Source organism: Variovorax humicola (assembly GCF_037889915.1).
GTDB lineage: Bacteria > Pseudomonadota > Gammaproteobacteria > Burkholderiales > Burkholderiaceae_C > Variovorax > Variovorax humicola.
The window spans coordinates 49239-68868 of the sequence record NZ_JBBKZV010000010.1 but is presented as its reverse complement, the minus strand read 5'-3'; the positions used below and the strand labels follow the sequence as shown (position 1 = coordinate 68868).

At 65.9% G+C, this 19630-nt stretch carries 14 protein-coding genes and 1 pseudogene; 8 read left to right on the top strand and 7 right to left on the bottom strand.

The annotated features are described in order from the left end of the window. Window positions 1-360: 360 nt before the first annotated feature. Both priA and WKW80_RS17630 read left to right on the top strand, forming a co-directional pair. Complete coding sequence (priA, locus tag WKW80_RS17635; protein ID WP_340364876.1) at window positions 361-2550, top strand: replication restart helicase PriA; 2190 nt, start codon at window positions 361-363, stop codon at window positions 2548-2550. A 74-nt stretch (window positions 2551-2624) separates the two neighbouring features. Continuing rightward, entirely contained in the window at window positions 2625-3494 is an 870-nt protein-coding gene (locus WKW80_RS17630) for a hypothetical protein (RefSeq protein WP_340364875.1), read from the top strand. Window positions 3495-3765: 271 nt separating this feature from the next. On the opposite strand, the gene WKW80_RS17625 is transcribed toward WKW80_RS17630, so the two are convergent. Next, the gene (locus WKW80_RS17625) at window positions 3766-3969 is read right to left on the bottom strand and encodes a hypothetical protein (protein WP_340364874.1); all 204 of its coding nucleotides are present in this window, start codon (window positions 3967-3969) and stop codon (window positions 3766-3768) included. 199 nt (window positions 3970-4168) lie between these two features. On the opposite strand from WKW80_RS17625, the gene WKW80_RS17620 reads away from it, so the two are divergent. Beyond that, complete coding sequence (locus WKW80_RS17620; RefSeq protein WP_340364873.1) at window positions 4169-4888, top strand: hypothetical protein; 720 nt, start codon at window positions 4169-4171, stop codon at window positions 4886-4888. An 18-nt stretch (window positions 4889-4906) separates the two neighbouring features. On the opposite strand, the gene WKW80_RS17615 is transcribed toward WKW80_RS17620, so the two are convergent. After that, window positions 4907-5881, bottom strand: a complete 975-nt coding sequence (locus WKW80_RS17615) for an AEC family transporter (RefSeq protein ID WP_340364872.1) — start codon at window positions 5879-5881, stop codon at window positions 4907-4909. 42 nt (window positions 5882-5923) lie between these two features. After that, complete coding sequence (locus WKW80_RS17610) at window positions 5924-6145, bottom strand: hypothetical protein (protein ID WP_340364871.1); 222 nt, start codon at window positions 6143-6145, stop codon at window positions 5924-5926. Window positions 6146-6280: 135 nt separating this feature from the next. Between WKW80_RS17610 and WKW80_RS17605 the strand changes: the two genes are divergently transcribed. Genes WKW80_RS17605 through WKW80_RS17595 form a run of 3 tightly spaced genes read left to right on the top strand, consistent with a single transcriptional unit; the run spans window position 6281 to window position 9989 of the window. Beyond that, a complete protein-coding gene (locus WKW80_RS17605; protein ID WP_340364870.1) occupies window positions 6281-8356 on the top strand; it encodes an ATP-dependent helicase in 2076 nt (691 codons plus the stop codon). Next, entirely contained in the window at window positions 8353-8835 is a 483-nt protein-coding gene (locus WKW80_RS17600) for a hypothetical protein (RefSeq protein ID WP_340364869.1), read from the top strand. The genes WKW80_RS17605 and WKW80_RS17600 overlap by 4 nt, the downstream gene beginning before the upstream one ends. Then, window positions 8835-9989 carry a phospholipase A gene (locus tag WKW80_RS17595; protein ID WP_340364868.1) on the top strand — a complete coding sequence of 385 codons (1155 nt, stop codon included), beginning with the start codon at window positions 8835-8837 and terminating at the stop codon, window positions 9987-9989. The genes WKW80_RS17600 and WKW80_RS17595 overlap by 1 nt, the downstream gene beginning before the upstream one ends. A gap of 117 nt (window positions 9990-10106) precedes the next feature. On the opposite strand, the gene WKW80_RS17590 is transcribed toward WKW80_RS17595, so the two are convergent. Next, window positions 10107-12353 carry an LTA synthase family protein gene (locus WKW80_RS17590; RefSeq protein ID WP_340364867.1) on the bottom strand — a complete coding sequence of 749 codons (2247 nt, stop codon included), beginning with the start codon at window positions 12351-12353 and terminating at the stop codon, window positions 10107-10109. Window positions 12354-12998: 645 nt separating this feature from the next. Between WKW80_RS17590 and WKW80_RS17585 the strand changes: the two genes are divergently transcribed. Together WKW80_RS17585 and WKW80_RS17580 are read left to right on the top strand one after the other, a co-directional pair. After that, complete coding sequence (locus WKW80_RS17585) at window positions 12999-13268, top strand: DUF4242 domain-containing protein (RefSeq protein WP_340364866.1); 270 nt, start codon at window positions 12999-13001, stop codon at window positions 13266-13268. Window positions 13269-13404: 136 nt separating this feature from the next. Beyond that, window positions 13405-14781 (top strand): FAD-binding oxidoreductase, encoded by a 1377-nt coding sequence (locus tag WKW80_RS17580; protein WP_340364865.1) that lies wholly within the window; start codon window positions 13405-13407, stop codon window positions 14779-14781. Here WKW80_RS17580 and WKW80_RS37335 read toward each other — a convergent pair. The 3 genes and pseudogenes from WKW80_RS37335 to WKW80_RS17565 form a co-directional block, all read right to left on the bottom strand. Further along, window positions 14720-14944: pseudogene (locus WKW80_RS37335) on the bottom strand (hypothetical protein); the annotation flags it as partial. The gene WKW80_RS17580 and the pseudogene WKW80_RS37335 overlap by 62 nt on opposite strands. 164 nt (window positions 14945-15108) lie before the next feature. Further along, window positions 15109-15855, bottom strand: a complete 747-nt coding sequence (locus WKW80_RS17570; RefSeq protein ID WP_340364864.1) for a class I SAM-dependent methyltransferase — start codon at window positions 15853-15855, stop codon at window positions 15109-15111. A gap of 177 nt (window positions 15856-16032) precedes the next feature. Further along, a complete protein-coding gene (locus tag WKW80_RS17565) occupies window positions 16033-19605 on the bottom strand; it encodes a helix-turn-helix transcriptional regulator (protein WP_340364863.1) in 3573 nt (1190 codons plus the stop codon). Window positions 19606-19630 lie beyond the last annotated feature (25 nt).

Below are 19630 nucleotides of genomic sequence, written 5' to 3'. Positions count from 1 at the left end.
TCTCAATGTAAATGACTCGTGCGGAACATTTGCGTTTGTCAAGCCATTTTCGGCGACGGTGAGAGACTTATGCACAAAAGATGTCTTGCGGGGCCCGGAAATGTCGCCTCCGTGTAGTACCTTGCTACCAAAGCGATAGCACGCGTAAGTTGTTGATTTGTATAGACATTGCGTTTTGCTTTTTTTGCGGGCATTCCAGTGAAAGCCTTGATTTACGTGGGTTTGGAGAGTGTCGAGGGGGGATATCAACAAAGTTATCCACACAATCGTTGGACACGGCGCAAAGCGCAGAAGAATCAACGACTTAACTCGTTTTGCTCCAACCTTCTTTAAGAATCGCCCAGCGCTGGACATACCGTCATGACGACAGTCTCCAGAGATTCCCTCCCTGGGGTTTCTCCTCCTCCAAGCTTGCATGGTTGCAACACTTTGCAACCTTGTTGGCGCCTCGAAGTTGCAGTCCAGACCCCAGCACACAGTGCGCTGGGAGACCTTTTGACTTACGCAAGCACCGTGCCGATGGCGCCCGGCGCTTTGGTGCGGGTACCGTTGGGGCGGCGCGAAGTCCTGGGAGTGGTCTGGGCCTGCGCGGAGCGTTCGGCCGATGACAGCGCGCTCGAATTGAAGACCGTTGCCGGCGTGCTCGACGCTCTGCCGCCGCTGGACTCCGGCTGGCGCGACCTGGTGGCCTTTGCAGCGCGCTACTACCAGCGCTCGCTCGGCGAAGTCGCGCTGGCGGCGCTGCCGCCGCAGCTGCGCGACCTCACGAGCCAGCAGCTTGCACGGCGGCTGAAACGCCGCGCAACGCCCGTACCTGCACCGGACGAAGCGGCGACGGACCCTGCCCAGGCGGTCGCGCTCAGCGGCGAACAATCCGCCGCGCTCGCGCGCTTCGAGGCCGAAACCGGTCCGTTCCTGCTTTTCGGAAGCACCGGCAGCGGCAAGACCGAGGTCTATCTGCGGGCAGTGGCCGCCCTGCTGGCACGCGACGACAAGGCGCAGGCGCTCGTCATGGTGCCCGAGATCAACCTCACGCCCCAACTCGAGGCGCGTGTGCGTGATCGCTTCGAGGCCCGCTTCGGCGTCGGCGCCGTGGTCTCCCTGCACAGCGGCATGACCCACCCCCAGCGCCTCGCAAGCTGGCTGGCGGCGCACAGCGGACAGGCGCGCATCGTGCTCGGCACGCGCATGGCGGTGTTCGCCTCGATGCCTTTGCTGAAGCTGATCGTCGTCGACGAGGAACACGACCCGAGCTACAAGCAGCAGGAAGGCGCCCGCTATTCGGCGCGCGACCTGGCCGTGTGGCGCGGCCAGCGCGAAGGTGCCAAGGTCATCCTGGGTTCGGCCACGCCGTCGCTTGAAAGCTGGCACCACAGCCGCCCCGCCGAGGGCGACGATACCGGCGGCCGCTATGTGCGGCTGGCGATGCCCGGCCGTATCGGCGACGGCGCGCTGCCCACGGTGCGCGGCGTCGACATGAACCTGCAGCCGCCGAAAACCGTGCTGTCGGCCGCGCTGCTCGACGCCATCGGCCAACGCATTGCACGCGGCGAACAGAGCATGGTGTTCCTGAACCGTCGCGGCTACGCGCCGGTCCTCGCCTGCGGCGATTGCGGCTGGAAGAGCGAATGCCCGCACTGCAGCGCCTATCGCGTGTTCCACAAGATCGACCGTACGCTGCGCTGCCACCACTGCGGCTACACCGAGCGGGTGCCGCGCGCCTGCCCGGCCTGCGGCAATCCCGACATTGCACCGGTCGGCCGCGGCACCGAGCGGCTGGAAGAGCATCTGGCCGAGTTGTTCGCGCCGGTGCGACGGCCCGATGGCAGCGCCGTGCGCATCGCGCGCATCGACGCCGACAGCACGCGCAAGCAAGGCGCGCTGGCACGAAAGTTGGCCGAGGTGCACAGCGGGGAAGTGGATGTGCTGGTCGGCACGCAAATGATTGCCAAGGGCCATGACTTCCGCCGCGTCACGCTGGTGGCGGCGGTGAACCCCGACGGCGCACTGTTCTCCTGCGACTTCCGTGCGCCCGAGCGCCTGTTCAGCCTGTTGATGCAATCGGCAGGCCGCGCCGGACGCGACGCCAACTACCTTGCTGCGCAGGGCAGCACGGCCGAGATGTGGATCCAGACGCACCACGGCCGGCACCCGCTTTTCCAGGCGCTCAGGCAGCATGACTACCCTGCCTTTGCGAAGCAGCAACTGGACGAGCGCCGTGCCGCCGGCATGCCGCCTTTCGCGTTCCAGGCGCTGGTACGGGCCGATGCGCGCCTCCAGGAGGTCGCACAGGATTTCCTCAATGCAGCCAACGCCGCCGCGGACGTGCTGCCCCACGCCCCTCATGTGGCGCGCTATCCCGCGGTGCCGCTCTCGATACAGCGCGTGGCCGATGTCGAGCGCGCGCAAATGCTGGTCGAAAGCGGATCAAGGGTCGCGCTGCAGCGCTTCCTCGCCGACTGGCAGCCGTTGCTGCACGGCTTGCGCCGGGAGCCGGTTGGCAAGGGCGTGATCCGCTGGCTGATCGACGTGGACCCTCAGGCGATCTGAGGACGCCCGCGGCCGATGCGCGATCCATGCCTGTCCTACAGACGCCGGGCGCGCAGAAGACGATGATGTAGTCCATGCCTGCTCAATTCCGCCGGATGGTCGTCTTGTTGTGCCTTGCGGTGATGTCGTGGGCCGCCCACGCGCAGGATGCGGCGTCGCTGCTGCGCAAACATGATTCACTCACTGCACAGCTCGCCAGCAACCCGTTCAAACGGCCGCTGGTGCTGGAGTCGTCGGAAAGCTCGAACCGGCTCGCCGGCGACATCTATGCCGTGATCGACCATCCGTTCACCGAGGTGAGCCAGTCGTTGCAGCTGCCGCCGAGTTGGTGCGACGTGCTGATGCTGCACCTGAACACCAAATATTGCGCTGCATCGAAAGCGGGGACGGACACGTCGCTGTCGGTCGCGCTGGGCCGCAAATTCGACCAGCCGCTGTCCGATGCGCAGCGCGTCAAGTTCGTGTGGCAACCCGTGGTGGCGACGGCCGACTATTTGAATGTGGGGCTGGCGGCGGCCGAGGGTCCGCTGTCGACGCGGGACTACAAGATCGTGCTCGAAGCCGTGCCTCTCGACAGTGGCAAGAGCTTCATCCACTTGTCCTATTCGTATGCCTACGGCACCGCCGCGCGCCTGGCCATGCAGGCCTACCTCAGCACGATCGGCAGCGACAAGGAAGGCTTTACCGTTACCGGCAAGGACGACAAGGGCGCGCCCAAGCACATCGGCGGCGTGCGGGGTGTCGTGGAGCGCAACACGATGCGCTACTACCTTGCGATCGACGCGTTCCTCGACGCGCCGGCACCAGCGCAACTCGAAGCGCGGCTGGGTGCCTGGTTCGACGCCACCGAGCGATATGCCCTCCAATTGCACGAAACCGAGCGAACCGACTACCTGGCCATGAAGCGCAACGAGTACCAGCGGATGAAGAGCGGCGGCTCCTGAAAAACCGCTATTGCTGTCGTTTTTCCACTCACGCTGGAGCGTACCCCGCGACGCATGAAGCCAGGACGAGCACGGCGCAGTCTGTTCATGGGCACCCGCGGAACCGGCTTTGCCGGGCCGCAGCGTGCGCCCCCTTGAGGGGACTTGAAGGGGGAGGCGCCGCAGGCGCTTCGGGGATGTTTCATTTCACCCGCGGGGAACCGGCGTTGCCGGGTCGCCGTGTGCGCTCCCCTGACGGGGAGGCGCCGCAGGTGCTTCGAGGGTGTCTCACTCACTGAACCGCGATCGGTTCCTTGGCCATCTGCACGTATTGCAGGCCGCCACGACGGCGCCGCGATGATGGCCATGCCAAAAGTAATACGACGGGTACGACCATTGCCAACGCCCAGCCCGCTCGCAGCATGCCTTCGTGCCAGAGCAGGCCTGCGGCGGCGGCCCAGGCAAGGCAGAAAAACCAGCGAAGGAGCGTAGCCATATCTTTCTCCAAGGTGCGTTCACGCCATTCTGACAGTCGTCATGAATACTTTGGCATTCGCCAAATGGACGATGTTGGACTATCGCGGCAAGTCGGGGCGACGCGTGTAGGAAATTTTCTGAAACATCGATTGACTGCCGCCTGATGCTCAGCAAGCTGTCAGTATCGATGGGTCTGATTGGTTCAAAATTCGTCGGAAATGCACCTGAAATCGCCGAAACACATCGTCCCGGCCTTGGTTCTCGCGGCGGTTGGCGTTGCCGCTCCAGCGGCCGAGATCGAACTCGAGGGCAGTCGCCTGATCGTGTCGGGCATGCTTGACGGCAGCGCCTTGCCGGCCTTCATCGGACACGCCAGCAATGCGCGCGTGCGCACGGTGATGTTCGAGAACTCGACCGGCGGCAGCGCCGAGGTGGCAGAAGCCTACGCGCAGGTGATTCGCGACCGGGGCCTGCTGACCGAGGCGCGCGGCCAGTGCCAGGCGGCCTGCGCCTATGCCTTCCTGGCCGGCAAGGAGCACCGCTTCGGGCGCGGCGGGCAAGTCAATGCCTTGCTGATCCCTCTGCCGCGCAGGCCGACGCCCGCTGAATTGCTGGCCGGCGGCTGGCGTGGCGATGAGGCGCGGCACACGGCGGCACCTGCGACTGCCAGCGCGGCCTCGGGCGCGGCCGAGGCGGTCACCGTTTCGACGGCCTCCAGCAGTGCGAGTGCCGACGCCCCGGCCTCCGACGCCGGCCCCGCCTCCGCGCCGAAGGAAGCCTGGCTCCCCGGCAAGGGCATGCTGTTCACCTCGACGCCGACCTTCTTCGGGCGGGTCTACAACACCTACTACTGCGACGGCAACCAGGGCACCGACCTGTCGCGCTGCGACCGGGTGTCGGATGCCGACCCGTACAAGCTTGGCGTGCTGACGCAATAAGCAAGCGCCCGCCGCCGCTCAGTTTGGCGCCGCGCCTGCCGGGTGCAGCCAGCCGACCACCACCGGGAAGGTGAAGAACGCCGCCACCGTGGTCCACAGGATGATGCGTGCGACGCGGCCGTTGTCGGCGCCGAATCGCTCCGCCAGCATCGACACATTGCTTGCGCTCGGCAACGCGGCCAGGAGCACCAGCGCGACCATGGCTGAATTCCCGAGCGGCAAGCCGGCCGCCATGGCGAGCCGTGCCACGCCGATCATCAGCAGCGGGTGCACGAACAGCTTGATCGCTACCACCGGCAGCACCTCGTGCAACGCGTCGGCGCGACGCCGCCCTCGGGCCAGCAGCGCCCCGCGCGCCAGCACCGTGCCGATGGTGAACAGCGCCACGGGCGAAGCGGCGTCGGCCAGCATTGACACCGTGCGGTCGATCGGGCCCGGCGGCCGGTAGCGCAACGCCGACGCCAGCGCGCCGAGCAGAATCGACCAGGGCATCGGGTTCAGGAGGATTCCGCGCAGCGCCTGGCGCAGGGCCCGAGCGGCGCCGTTGGTGCCGTCCAGGCGCGACAAGGCAATGCACAGTGACGACGTGACCACCATGTCGAAGATGAGCGCGATGATGACCGGCCCCGCGGACGACGCGCCGAGGATCGCGCCCAGCAAGGGCACGCCGATGAAGCCGGTGTTCGGAAAGGCCGCGACCAGCGCGCCGAAAGCGGCATCGTTCCAGCCGATGCGGCGGCGACTCGCCATCACGACCGCGCCCACCACCAGCAACGCACATGAACCCCAGGCCAGCGCGACGCTCGCATCGAGCAGTTCCGCGATCGGCGTGCTCGCACCGAAGCGATACAGCATGCACGGCAGCGCGAAATACAGCACGAAGATGTTGAGCCCCGGAATGGCCTCCAGTGGAAGCACCCCGCGCCGAGCAGCCGCGTAGCCAGCCGCGATCAGCGCGAAAAAGGGGAAAGTGACGAGGAAGACGTCGAACACGGCGGCGATTGTCGCCGGTGCCCGGCGGCACATGGGCCGCGTTCAGATGGCGCAGCCCGGCTTCGGCTTCGGCTTCGGCTTCGGCTTCGGCTTCGGCTTCGGCTTCGGCTTCGGCTCCTGCTCCTGCTCCTGCTCCTGCTCCTGCTCCTGCTCCTGCTCCTGCTCCTGCTCCTGCTCCTGCTCCAGTTCCAGCTCGGGCTCCGGCTCCGGCTCCAACAACGGCTGCTGCGCCCCAGCTAAAGCTCCAGCGAAAACGCTGGCCAACTAAATATGCCCCAGCTCCAGTCCAGGCCCCGGTCAGCGCCCAGCGCCCAGCGTCCAGCGTCCAGATGTAACCGGCCCGTGCAGTCCGGGCCAGTATCATTGCGCGCTTTCCGTCTGGCTTCCCCCTCCCCCCGAATGTCTTCCGGTCTCAACCTCGCCCAGCAGGAAGCCGTCAACTACCTGAATGGTCCCTGCCTCGTGCTCGCGGGTGCGGGCTCGGGCAAGACGCGGGTCATCACGCACAAGATCGCGCGCTTGATCCAGGTCGGCATGGAGCCGAAACGCATTGCCGCCATCACCTTTACCAACAAGGCCGCCGCCGAAATGCGCGAGCGGGCCAAGGGGTTGATCGGGCGCGACGCGAAGCATGTAGTGGTGTGCACCTTCCACGCGCTGGGCGTGCGCATGATGCGCGAGGACGGCAAGGCGCTCGGCCTCAAGCCGCAATTCAGCATCCTCGACAGCGACGACGTCACCAAGATCCTGAAGGACGCCGGCGGCACCACCGATGCGGCCATCGCGCGCATCTGGCAATGGACCATCAGCAAGTGGAAGAGCATGGGCCTGAACGCGGCGCAGGCCGAAGCGCAGGCCGCCGACGACAACGAGCGCGTCATCGCGAAGATCATGGCGCGCTACGAGGAGCGCCTGGTCGCCTATCAGAGCGTGGACTTCGACGACCTGATCGGCATGCCGCTGAAGCTGCTGCGCGACCACGAAGAGGTTCGCGACAAGTGGCAGGCCGCGTTGGGCCACGTGCTGGTGGACGAGTACCAGGACACCAACGCCACGCAGTACGAGGTGCTGAAGGCCCTGGTCGGCCAGCGCGGACGCTTTACCGCCGTGGGTGACGACGACCAGTCCATCTACGGCTGGCGCGGTGCGACGCTCGACAACCTGAAGAAGCTGCCGGTCGACTTCCCGAACCTCAAGGTCATCAAGCTCGAGCAGAACTACCGCAGCACCAGCGCCATCCTGCGCGCGGCCAACAACGTGATCGGGCCCAATCCGAAACTGTTTCCGAAGACGCTGTTCAGCGAGCTCGGCGAAGGCGAGCCGGTGCGGGTGGTCGACGCCGACAGCGAGGCGCACGAGGCCGAGCGCGCGGTGGCACGTATCCAGAGCCTGCGCGAGAACTCGCCGCACAAGGAGTTTCGCGACTTCGCGATCCTCTACCGCGCCAATCACCAGGCGCGCGTGTTCGAGCAGGCGTTGCGCAAGGCCCAGATTCCGTACAAGGTGTCGGGCGGGCAGAGTTTCTTCGACCGTGCGGAAATCAAGGACCTGTGCGGCTGGTTCCGTCTGTGGGTCAACCAGGATGACGACCCGGCCTTCCTGCGCGCCGTGACCACGCCCAAGCGCGGCATCGGCCACCAGACGCTGCAAAGCCTGGGCGTGTTCGCGACGCAATACAAGATCAGCCTGTTCGAGGCGCTGTTCAGTTCATCCTTGCCGAGCGTGCTGTCCAAGCGCGCGCTCGAAGGGCTGCACGAATTCGGGCGCTACATCAACGAGCTCGAGTACAAGGCGCGCCAGACCTACGGGGCGGAAGATGCGCACGCGTTCATGATGGCGTGGCTGAAGGAGATCGACTACGAGAAGCATCTCTACGACGGCGAAGACAGCGAGCAGGCCGCGGCCGCGCGCTGGACCAACGTGCTGGAATTCGTCGACTGGATGACGCAGCGCGCCGGCGGCACTATCGACGACACCAGCGGCGCGACGGTCGTGAGCGAACGCAAGAGCCTGCTCGAGGTGGCGCAGACCATCTCGCTGCTGTCGACCATCAGCGAGCGCCAGCAGGACCAGAACGTGGTCACGCTGTCCACGCTGCACGCGTCCAAGGGCCTCGAATGGCCGCACGTGATGCTGATCGGCGTGACCGAGGGGCTGCTGCCGTTCAAGCTCGACGACGACGACGGCCGGCAGGAAAAAATCAGCGACGACACGCTGACGCGCCTGCAGGAAGAACGCCGCCTCATGTACGTGGGCATCACGCGCGCGCAGCGCAGCCTGGCCGTGAGTTGGACCAAGAAGCGCAAGAAGGGCCGCGAGATGGTGCAGGCGATCCCCAGCCGCTTCATCGCCGAGATGGCACTCGACAGGACCACAGTGAAAGAAGACCCGCGCGAGAAGCTCAAGGCCTTGCGCGCCGAATTCGCCAAGCGCGCAGCGGATACGGCCGCCGCGGCGGCGGCCGTTCCACCATGAAGGCATTGCGATGGACCGCGCTGCTGACGGTGGCGCTCGCTTGCAGCTCGGGCATCTGGGCGCAGCCCAGCGCTGCGCCGGCGGCCAGCGCCGATCCATGCCCGGCCGACGCGCAATCGCTTCCGCTCGAAGCCCTGTTCGGCCGCTGGGAACTGCGCGTCGACGGCCAACCCGGCGTGGCCATCGTCGAGATGGCGCGCCACCCGGAATACGCTGGCGTGCGCGGCACCGTAGCGCGCGAAGGCGGCGGCCTCCCGTCGCAACTGGCGGGCGACATCGATGACGAAGGACTGCTGACCATCGACCAGTCGGACGATGGCCATGCCATCAGCGCGACCTGGTCCGGCAGCGTGCAGTCCGCGTCCTGTGGCAAGGTGTTCGAAGGCACATGGCGCAAAGCCTCCGACGAGAGTGGCGCGCACTTCGTGCTGCGCAAGCTCTCGTCCGCGAGCGGCATCACCAAGCCAACGAACAATTGATGATCAAACCCCTCCTCGCCTTGCCCGCGTTATTCGCGGCGCTGGGCGCCGCTTCGGTCCTGGCGCAGCCGGCCGAGCGCCCGCCCAGCCCGCTGGCCGAATCGCAACTCACCTGGCAGCAATGCCAGAAGCTGGCTTCCAACAACGAGGCGCGCCTGGCGTGCTTCGACCGCTGGGCGCAGCAGCAGACCTTGCCCGCCGCCGCGGTGCCGCCCGCGCCGCCGGTGCTGGAGACCACGCAGGCACCGCCGGTGGACGCGGGCATCCCGGCCACGCGGGTCGTCTCGGTCGCCACGGAAGAAGGCTGCCGCGACCGCCAGTACTCGACGCTGTCGCGATTCTGGGAACTCGAGAAGGGATCGGATTGCGGCACCTTCAGCTTCCGCGGCTACCGTCCGCTCGACGTGTCCTTTGCCGCGGCCGACGGCAAGCCGAAGGTGCCTACCTCGCCGTCCCCCGGCCACACCGGCACGCCCATCGCCTACCAGTCCAACGAGATGCGCATTGGGCTGTCGCTGCGCACCAAGCTGGCGGAAGGGCTGCTCACCCGGAACGACCCGGAAAAGAAGGACTCGCTCTGGTTCGCCTACTCGCAGCAGTCGACCTGGCAACTCTTCAATGCCGCCATCTCCCGGCCGTTCCGCACCACCGACCATGAGCCGGAGATGATGTATGTCTACCCCACCGACATGGCACTGCCCGGCGGCTGGCGCTGGCGCTACACGGGGCTGGGCCTCGCGCACAACTCGAACGGCCAGAGCCTGCCGCTGTCGCGCAGCTGGAACCGCTACTACCTGATGGCCGGCGTCGAACTGGAAGACCGCTTCCAGCTGACCGGCCGGATCTGGAAGCGCATCAACGAGAGCGCGGCCAACGACGACAACCCCGACATCGAGGATTACATCGGCCGCGCCGAACTCACTGGCATTTGGCAAATCAACCGCGACAACACGGTGTCCGCCACGCTGCGCAACAACTTGCGCAGCGACGGCAAGGGCTCGATCCGGCTCGAATGGTTCAAGGTGATCGGCGACCCGGTGAAAAGCAACCTGCGCTTTCACACGCAGCTGTTCCATGGGTATGGCGACACGCTCGTGGACTACAACCGCAAGCGGACGGTGTTGAGCGTGGGGTTGAGCCTGGTGGATTTCTAGCGGGGTGCGCGTTCGAGGATTCAACCCACGCCGCCGCACGGGGCGCGACGTGGGCCCCGGTGTGATGCCAGGCGCACCGCACCCGCCCGGTGCCGGCTTCCCGTCGCGTTCAGCGGCCTACTTGTGCAGCCAGGGCGCGGTGGACACCGCGCCCCTGTCGGGCCGCGCGAACATCGACAGCTCGGCCTGTGCGCGCCATTCGAACATGTCCTCCTTCGCGCCCGCGATTTCGGCTTCGGCGACGTTCGCCAGCGGGCGCAGTTCGTCCGGGTCCTGGTCCAGATCGAAGATCTCGATTGGCTGCCGTCCGTCGAGCGTCTGGATGTACTTGCGGGGGCCGCGGCGCATTGCCAGTGCCGACCAGTCGATGCTGCTCGTGAAGAATAGCTCGCGATCCGCGGCCACCGGCCCGAGCAGCGATTGCCCCGGCAGTTGCGCCCCCTCGATGCGGTAGCCGAGCAGGTCCGTGATCGTCGGAAGAATGTCGATCTGCTGGCGCGCGCCCTTCACCCGCATCCCGCGCAATGGCAGGCCAGGCGCATAGATCACGGCAGGCACGCGCAGCGCCTCTTCGTAGAGCGTGTTGAACGACTGCTTGACGTTGTGCTCGTCGAACATCACGCCGTGATCGCCCACGAACACGAAGATCGTGTCGTCGAGCACGCCGAGCCGGCGGTAGCCCTCCACCAACTGCTCCAGCACGCTGTCGATGTAGGCCAGGCAGTTGTAGTAGGACTGCAGCACGGGGTCGCTCACGCCTTCGAAGCGGATCTTCTTCCAGGTTGAAGGCGTCTGGTAACTGTGGTGGCCCACGTTCGTCATGACGGCCGTGAAGAACGGCCGCTTCGCCTGCACCTGGGTCGAGGTCCACGACATGATGGGCTTCAGCATGGATTCGTCCGCGATGCCGAAATAGGTCGGCCATTCCTCGCCGGGCCTGGCCAACTCGGCTTCGGTCTGGACGAACTCGAAGTTGAACGACTTGATGACCTCCGGGTCGCTCTGGAAGCCCAGTTCCGTCGGCGTGAAGAAGCTCGTGGCATAGCCCGCCTCGCGCAGCGCAGAGGGCAGGGAGCGGATGTGCGGGAACCTCTGGTTCAGCACGGCCCAGCGCGCGGTGTCCTGGTTGGCCAGCGGGTACTGCCCCGTCAGGATTGCAATCCATGCCGCGGCCGTGCGCGGCGCAACGGCGCTCATGTCCTCCACCATCAGCCCGTCCTCGGCCAGCTTCTTGAGGAACGGCATCGTCGGCAGCGTCGGCACATTGACCGTGCTGGACTTGGCGCGGATCGACTCCAACATCACGATGACGACGTTCCTGCGTTGCGTCTTGTCGGTGGCCTGGAGCTTCATCTCGGCGCTGAACCAGGGTGGCCGGCCGACACGCCTGAACTCCCTGGTGATGTTCACGTCGCCGTCCTGCGCCGCCGACGGCAAGGCCGTTCGGGCGAGCGTCACCAGCGTCCCTTCGGAAAAGCGGGTGACTTCGGCGGAGCCCGGATGGGGCGCCGGCAGCAGTATTGCCAGTGACCCCAGCATCGCGATGGCGCCGCCGGAATAGCTGCCTGGTCCGATGCGTTCGGGCCGACGCACGACCGGGTATTTGTACCAGGCCCAGACCAAGGCGAGGACGGCGCCGCCGAACAGGCCCATCAGCCTGAAGCCGGTGACCTCGGACTTCACCATCGGCACCATGTCCTCCGCGTTCTCCAGCGCAAAGAGCAGCACCCGCGTGCTCGCCGGTTGCCCAGTGCCGAACTGGTAGGCCAGGTCGATGCCGACCAGCAGGCACAGCAGCACCACCACGCCCTGCAGCACCGTCACCATGGCCACATGGGCCGCACGCGGCGTCGCGCGGATCACGATGCCGAAGACCAGCACGATGCACGCAACCGACACGGCATCGCGCGACAGGCAGGCGACCAGGCCGCGGTACTGCTGCCACGCGGACTGGGACCATTTCGCGACCGTGGCCATGATGGTCTGGTCCGGCTTGATCATGGTCAGGAGCAATGCGAGCGCGAACACGACGAGCACCGCGATCGGCACGATGGCCCATCGATGGCGCCTGAACAGCCAGCGCTGGATCACGAAGGCGACCATGACGGCGAACAGGTAGCGCAGCGAAACGAACCAGCTGAGCCACTTCGCGATGGCCACCAGGCCGACGTCGTCCTTCGGCGCCCAGAAGAAGCCGTTCATCACGAGGATGGTCTTGGCGACCACCAACCAGAAGGCCAGCGGAACGACCAGGATCCAGGCCAGCTTCCACGGCCCTATGCGCAACGATTCTTCGAACGAAAGCCGGACGGGCGAAGGACGACTACCCGCGCCGTCCGGATGGATCGCGACGGGCTTATTCATGCGCGATGGACGGGGCGCACCGGATCATGGTCATGGATGGTCTCCCTACTTGTTCGCAAGTGCCGCAGGGTGCCGGTCGCGAAGATGTGTGTCGTCGAAGAGCAGATATTTTCGTTCACAAATCAGCCAAGGCTCGTGGCGTACCCTTGGCACATGGAATTTTTCCGCGCGTTGCGCGCGCTCTGGGATGCACTGGCCGCCCTGGCCAGGTTGGTCGGCCGTTTGCTCAACCTGCTCCCCTGAGCCGCGAAAAAACAAACGCCTCTGTCTCTATTCACGGGCACGGGCATCGTGTAGCTGTTGGACCCTGTGCAATACGCAGGTCTCCAACCCACGCGTGCGCACGGGACGCGAATCGCATGAGCATTCGGTTTCATGTTGTTTCACCTACCTCTGCAAAACCACTAAGTCGGATGCCTGCCGCCAGGACTTGCTACCTCAAAGGAGGGAGAAAGGAAGCCGCCGCTTGTTGTTCAATTCAATTAGGCTGCCTGATCGCTTGCCGGTCATTTCACCGCGGCTGCGGGCGGCCCCGGCGATTTGCCAAATGCCAGCCCATCCGCTACTGTAGAAAACGCCCTACCGGGGAGGCCTGCGGGGGGCCATGGCGCAAAGGTTGATTCCACCCCCGTCACGGAGGCTCACATGCCGTTGTTCCTTATCGAGCGCAATTTTGCGGAAAAAATCGAACTCACCGTCGATGGCGTCACGTCCATTTCGAAGATCAACGGCGAGGAAGGCGTGAACTGGCTGTTCTCCTTCCTGAGCGCCGACAAGCGCAAGTCCTACTGCCTCTACGAGGCGACCAACCCGGATGCGATCCGGGAGGCGGCGCGGCGCGCGAACGTGCCGGCCGACGTGATCATCGAGGTGTCGCAGTTCCGTCCTGAACTGATGCTCGCGGCCGCGGCCTGACGCGCTGCGGCGCCAGCGGCGCCGCTGGTCATGGCGGATGGTCAGAACTGACTATTCCGCCACGCTGGCCTCGTGCGTACAACCGCAGTGTGGATTCGCGTTCAACCGGACGCGCCACCTACCGGAGATATACGCCATGTTGAGCCCTGACGCCATTGCCCAGTTTTCCTCCACGCTGCGCGGTCGCATGGTGCAGCCCGGCGACGCCGACTACGATGAAGCGCGCCGCGTCTACAACGCCATGATCGACCGCACCCCCCGCTTCATCGTGCGTTGCCGCGATGTCGCGGACGTCATCAGCAGCGTCAACTTCGCGCGCGAGCAGTCGCTCCTGCTGGCGGTGCGCGGCGGCGCGCACAACGGCGGCGGCCTGGGCACCTGCGACGACGGGCTGGTCATCGACCTGTCGGGGCTCAAGGGCATCCGCGTCGATGCGCAGGCGCGCACGGTGCGCGTCGAAGGTGGCTGCACCTGGGGCGACGTGGACCATGCGACGCACGCCTTCGGCATGGCCACGCCCTGCGGCATCATCAGCACCACCGGCGTCGGCGGGCTCACGCTCGGCGGCGGCATCGGCCACCTGTCGCGCAAGTGCGGGCTCTCGGTCGACAACCTGCTGGAGGCCGACGTGGTGCTGGCCGACGGCTCGCTGGTCATCGCCAACGCCGACACGAACCCCGACCTCTACTGGGCGCTGCGCGGCGGCGGCGGCAACTTCGGCGTGGTGACCTCGTTCGTGTTCCGGCTGCATCCGGTGTCGATGGTGGTCGCGGGGCCGACCTTCTGGGCACTGGAGGATTCCGCCGCCGTGCTGCGCTGGTACCGCGACTTCATCGTCAAGGCGCCCGAGGACCTGAACGGGTTCTTTGCCTTCACCTCCGTACCGCCGGTCGCGCCCTTCCCGGAGGCGCTGCATGGCCGGCCGGTGTGCGGCGTGATCTGGTGCTACACCGGTCCCGCGGAGAACGCCGACGCTGTGTTCAAGCCGGTTCGCGAGTTCGGCACGCCGCTGCTGCATGGCGTGCAGCCGATGCCCTTCCCGGTCTTGAACGGCGCGTTCGACGGACTCTATCCGCCAGGGCACCAGTGGTACTGGCGGGCCGATTTCGTCAATGAGCTGTCGGATGCGGCCATTGCCGAGCACGTGCGCTTCGGCGCGCAGATGCCCACGGGCCAGTCGACGATGCACCTCTATCCGATCGACGGTGCGGCGCACCGGGCCAAGGCTTCGGACACGCCGTTTTCGTACCGCGATGCGACCTGGGCCGAGGTCATCGTCGGTGTCAGCCCCGATCCGCAGGACGCGCCGAAGATCACCGCCTGGACCAAGAACTACTGGGACGCGCTGCATCCCTACTCGGCGGGCGGCGCCTACGTGAACATGATGATGGACGAGGGCGACGAGCGCATCCGCGCGTCCTACCGCGACAACTACCCGCGGCTGGCGCAGATCAAGCGGCAGTACGACCCGAACAACCTGTTCCGCGTGAACCAGAACATCCGGCCAAATTGAGGCAAGGTCGCCGGTAGGCGGTTGTTTTCTCATCGGCGATAGCATCGAGTTGCTCCTGGCTGTAGCCGCTCAGATCAGTGCCCTTGGGCAAGTACTGGCGCACCAGCCATTGGTGTTCTCGTTGGAGCCTCGTTCGTTGCCAAGGGCTGTGCGGATCGCAGTAGGCTGCAAGCCGATTCGGGCCAGCAAGAACTGGTTTTTCAAGGACAAGGTGTTCAAGCAAAGGGCAGCGATGGCGCCGGCGGTGATCAGGAAGCAGGGTCTTGGCATCTGGTCACCTTATCGGTTCGCAGGTGTCGCACTCAGATTTGAAGCCACCTGGATTGATTACCCGGAAAATTGGTAAACCGTGGTGGCGATGATTCCGCCGTATTCCGAAACCCGACATATTTCCCGTTGACTTTGGGGCGCCAGATTGAATGGTTCGCTCGTCAAGACAACACCGCTCTTGATTTCCCGCCGGATGTCGGGGCCGGCTGGCTTGTCAAGGTTGTGCTTGAAGTTCCTTGAATCAGGCAGATGCTCCGTCAGGACGAGGTATTTGTACTTCGCCTTTATCTTGGGCACCGCCCGCATGATTTGCGCGTTGGAGAGATGCTGCAAGACCTGGCGGACAAACACGACATCGCCATTCGGAAGTTCATCAACGCTCAAATCGAGAACCCGAAAATCGACCGCAAGCTCCTTGTATTTTTCCTTGTTGAACTCAATCAGCGCCGGGACGATATCGCAGGCCGTGTAGTTGTTGCATAAGTCCCGGATTTTTGATCCGATAAAGAAATCTCCGCAACCCAGGTCGACGACATCGGGCTTCTTTTCGAAAGTGGCCAGGAAATCGTGAACAGAGCGAATGTAGTCTGAAAAGACGGCGCCATCATGCGACCCAGGCCCCGAAAAAAACGGCTGCGAAGGATCGCCGGACTCCCCCCATCCTTTCTTTTCATAGATCCTGGAAAATATCTCTTGAGTCGAAAGATTTTTGTAGCTTTCAGAATCATCGGTGCCCCTGACCTTTCGAATGAATCTGAGGGCGGGCGTCGGCAAAAGGGTTCGGATTGTTTTCCTGATGGTCATTTTGAAATCTTTTCCTGCGGTGGGTTGGGTAGCGCGGGAGCAGTCACGCCCATCATGCGAACACTGTCCATCCATCCATGATCGAGGCTCTCCAAACTATAGTTTTGATGACCTGACGTGGAAGCATCAATCGAGCCATATCCGGCAGCATGAGTTTCGAAAACGCATAGGCGGTGGCTATTCCTTCAACAGGCCCTCGCGGCTGGCAAACGCGGCGGCCTCGGTGCGGTTGGCGGTGTACGTCTTCTCGAGGATGCTGCGCACGTGGTTGGCGACGGTGTTCGGACTGATCCGCAGGACCTGGCCGATCTCGCGGTTGTTGCGGCCGATGGCCATCAGGCGCAGTACGCCGACTTCGCGCTCGGTCAGCCCGCAGGGCAACACAGGCGGCGGCGCGGCGATGCTGTCGGCGAGCGCAGTGATGCGCGGCGTCATCGCGTTCATGCCGAGCGCGGTGGCCTCGGCCAGCGCCTGCGCGAGCAGCGTGCGCGCGCGGTCCATGTCGCCGGCCAGCGCGCGCCCGTGAAGCATCACGGCATACGCATAGCGGCTGTGCGCGAGCCAGACGCGCGAGCCGGTCTGCAGGTCCATCGCCAGCGCGGCCTCGAAGTGGCGCTGGGCCACCACCCATTGCCGCATCACCGCGGCCAGGCTGCCCAGCAGGCGGTCCGCCGAGCCGAGGCAGGGCCCGCCCGAATCGGCCACCAGATTGCCGCCGGCATGGCCCTTCAACAGCGGATACAGCAGGGCGGCGCGCGTGGCGTCGCCGAGGTAGACGCACACCTCGGCCGCGAACATCAGCACCGTCATCGTGCTGGCGTCCACGGCGGCCGTCGCCGCGCGAGGCCAGGACAGGCTTTCGAATTGCGCCTCGCATTCGGCGCGCATGTCGAGCTCGGCATACAGCACGGCCAGGCCGGGCCCCCAGGTCTGGGCCTTGGGCGTGGTGCGCACGAAGTGCTGCAGCAGGGGCAGCGTCTCGCGCAGGCGGCCCTGTTCCCGCCGCAGGCAGAACATCTGCGTGCCGTAGACGCCGACCGCCAGGCTCTCGTTGACGCGCCGTCCAATGGCCAGCGCCTTGCCCGCCTGCGCCTCGGCATCGGCAAAGCGCCCTTCGTTGATGGCGATCACGCCTTCGACGTAGTTGCAGATCGCCTGGTCATGCAGCGAGCCCATTTCCTCCGCCGTGCGCAGGCCCTGCGCACGCACGCGCGCCAGCGCGGCCACGTCGCCGGCGCGGACCAGGTCCATCAGGAAGTACGGCAGCAACTGCAGCAGGAAACGGGGCAGCCGCAGGCTGTCCGCGATGCTCCAGGCCTCGTTGGCGGCCTGCAGATGTTCATGCAACTGGTCGGGCCAGTACACGCCTGCGGCAATCGAGGACAAGGCCTGGCACAGGCCCTTGCGGTCGCCGATCCGCCGCGCGAGGGCGACCGCGCGGCGGTGCGCCTCCTTGGCATCGTCCGCACGGTTGCAATAGACGTAGGCGCGGCACAGGTGCGCCAGCAGTTCGACCCGCAACGGGTCGTCGGTCCGGTGCAGCGCGATCGCTTCCAGCAACAAGTCCACCGACAGCTCACCCGACCGCGCGGATGCGACGTTGCTGACTTCGAAGCCCACGGCCGCTTGCGCGAACAGCGCGACCAGGCCCTGGGCGCGCGCCAGGTCGGCGGCCTCCTGGTAGGCCAGCCGTGCAGGCTCGCCGGCGCCCAGCAGCACCTCGACTTCGGCGAGCTTCAGCAGCAGGGCGCAGCGCTGCGGGACGTCCTTGCCGAAGTGCTGCTGTTGCAGGTGCAGCGCGAGCCGATAGAGGCGCACGGCCTCCTCGAAGGCGAGCAACTGCGCCGCGTGCTGGGCCGAATGCTGCGCATACGCGAGCGCCTTGACCGCGGCGCCGGGCCCCGCCTCGCTGAAGTGGTAGGCGAGTTGCGGCAGCACGGTCGGGTTGTCGCTGCCGAATCGCGCTTCCAGCATTTCGGCGATGCGCAGGTGCAGACGCGCGCGGCGCAGGCCGAGCATTTCGTCGTAGATGCATTCGCGGATCAGGGCATGGCTGAAGCGGAACTGCTGCGTCTGCGGCACCGGCTCGATCAGGCGCACCGCCAGGGCCTCCTCGAGCGCGACCAGCACTTCGTCCTCGGACTTGTCGGTGTCGAGTTCAGCCAACAGCTCCAGCTCGAAGACACGGCCGATGCAGGCCGCGATCGAGAGCAGCCTGGAAGCCGACACGGTCAGCCGATTCAGGCGCTTGCCGATCACCTCGCGCACCCCGGTGGGTATCTTCTGCAGCACTTCGTCCATCGAGCCGCCGCGGGCATTCGGCGCGCGCGTCTCGGTCATGAAGCGCATCGTCTCCTCGAGGAACAGCGGATGCCCTTCGGTGCGCGCGTGGATCGCGCTGGCCAGATGGGCGCTTGCCGATTCGCCGGTGGCGGCTGCGATGAACTCCTCAGTCTCGCGGTCGCTCAGGCCGGCCAGTTCGATGCGCCGGAACATCGGGGAGCGGGCGAGCTCTCCGAGCGTGTCGAACAGCGGATGCTGGCGCGACAACTCGGTGTCCCGGTAGGTGCCGATCAACAGCAGGGCACTGTCTTCGAGCTCCGCGGCCAGGAAGGCGAAAAGGCGCAACGAAGTCGCGTCGGCCCAGTGCAGGTCTTCGAAGATCAGCACCAGCGACACGCGCCGCGCCGCACGGCGCCAGAAGCCGGCCACCGCGTCGAACAACTGGAAACGCGACTGCGCGGTATCGACCGTTTGGGCACCGGCACCGGATGGCTTGAGCGCGAAGGCTTCGCCCACCTCCGGAACGATGCTCGCGATGTCGGCCAGGCCAGCGCCGAGCGTCTCGACCGGGCGCGGGTCGCCGCTGCCGCGCAGGTAGCTGCGGATCAACTGGCGCCAGGGCCAGTACGGCGGCGCGCCGGGCTCTTCGAGGCAGCGCCCCCAAAGCACCGGCACGCCATCCTGTTCGGCGCGCGCGGCCATCTCCTGCGCGAGGCGCGTCTTGCCCATGCCGCCGGAACCGGCCAGCAGCACGATCTGGCCGCGGCCTAGCCGCGCGCCTTCGAGGGCCTTCGCGAGTTGTGCGATTTCCTGTCGGCGGCCCACGAACAAGCCGGCCGGACGCGTCGGGGGGCGTTGCGCGGCGGACGGCGCCTCTTCGCGGGCGATCGTGTCGCCTCGCGCCTGGAGGCCGGCGACGGCAGCCGAGCCCGGATCCTGTCCGAGGTCGATCGCGAATGCATGGATCGGCGTGGCGATGTTCTTGAGCTGCTGATCTCCCCTGTCGACGAAGCGCGCATCGACCCGGCCCCGAACGACGCCGCGCACGGCGTCCGACACCGTGATGCCGCCCGGCTCGGCCAGCGCCTGCAACCGCGCCGCGACATTGACGCCATCGCCGTAGACCGTGCCGTCCTCCTTCTCGACCACATCGCCCAGGTGCACGCCGATGCGAAAGCGCATGCGCCGGTCTTCCGCAATGGCTTCGTCCGAGCGCCGGAGCGCTTGCTGGACGGCCAGTGCCGCGTCGACCGCGCCGGTAGCCGCCTCGAACACCGCGAGCACCGAGTCGCCGGCCATGTCGATGACACGCCCATGGTGTGCCTTGACGTGCTGCCGAAATACGGTGCGCGCCGCATCGAGCGCCGCGACGGTCGCGTCGTCATCGGCCGCCATCAGGCGCGAGAATCCGACGGCATCCGCCGCGAGGATGGCCGTGAGCCTATGTTTGACGGATGGATCGGACATGGGGCAGCGGGCCAGTATCAGCGTC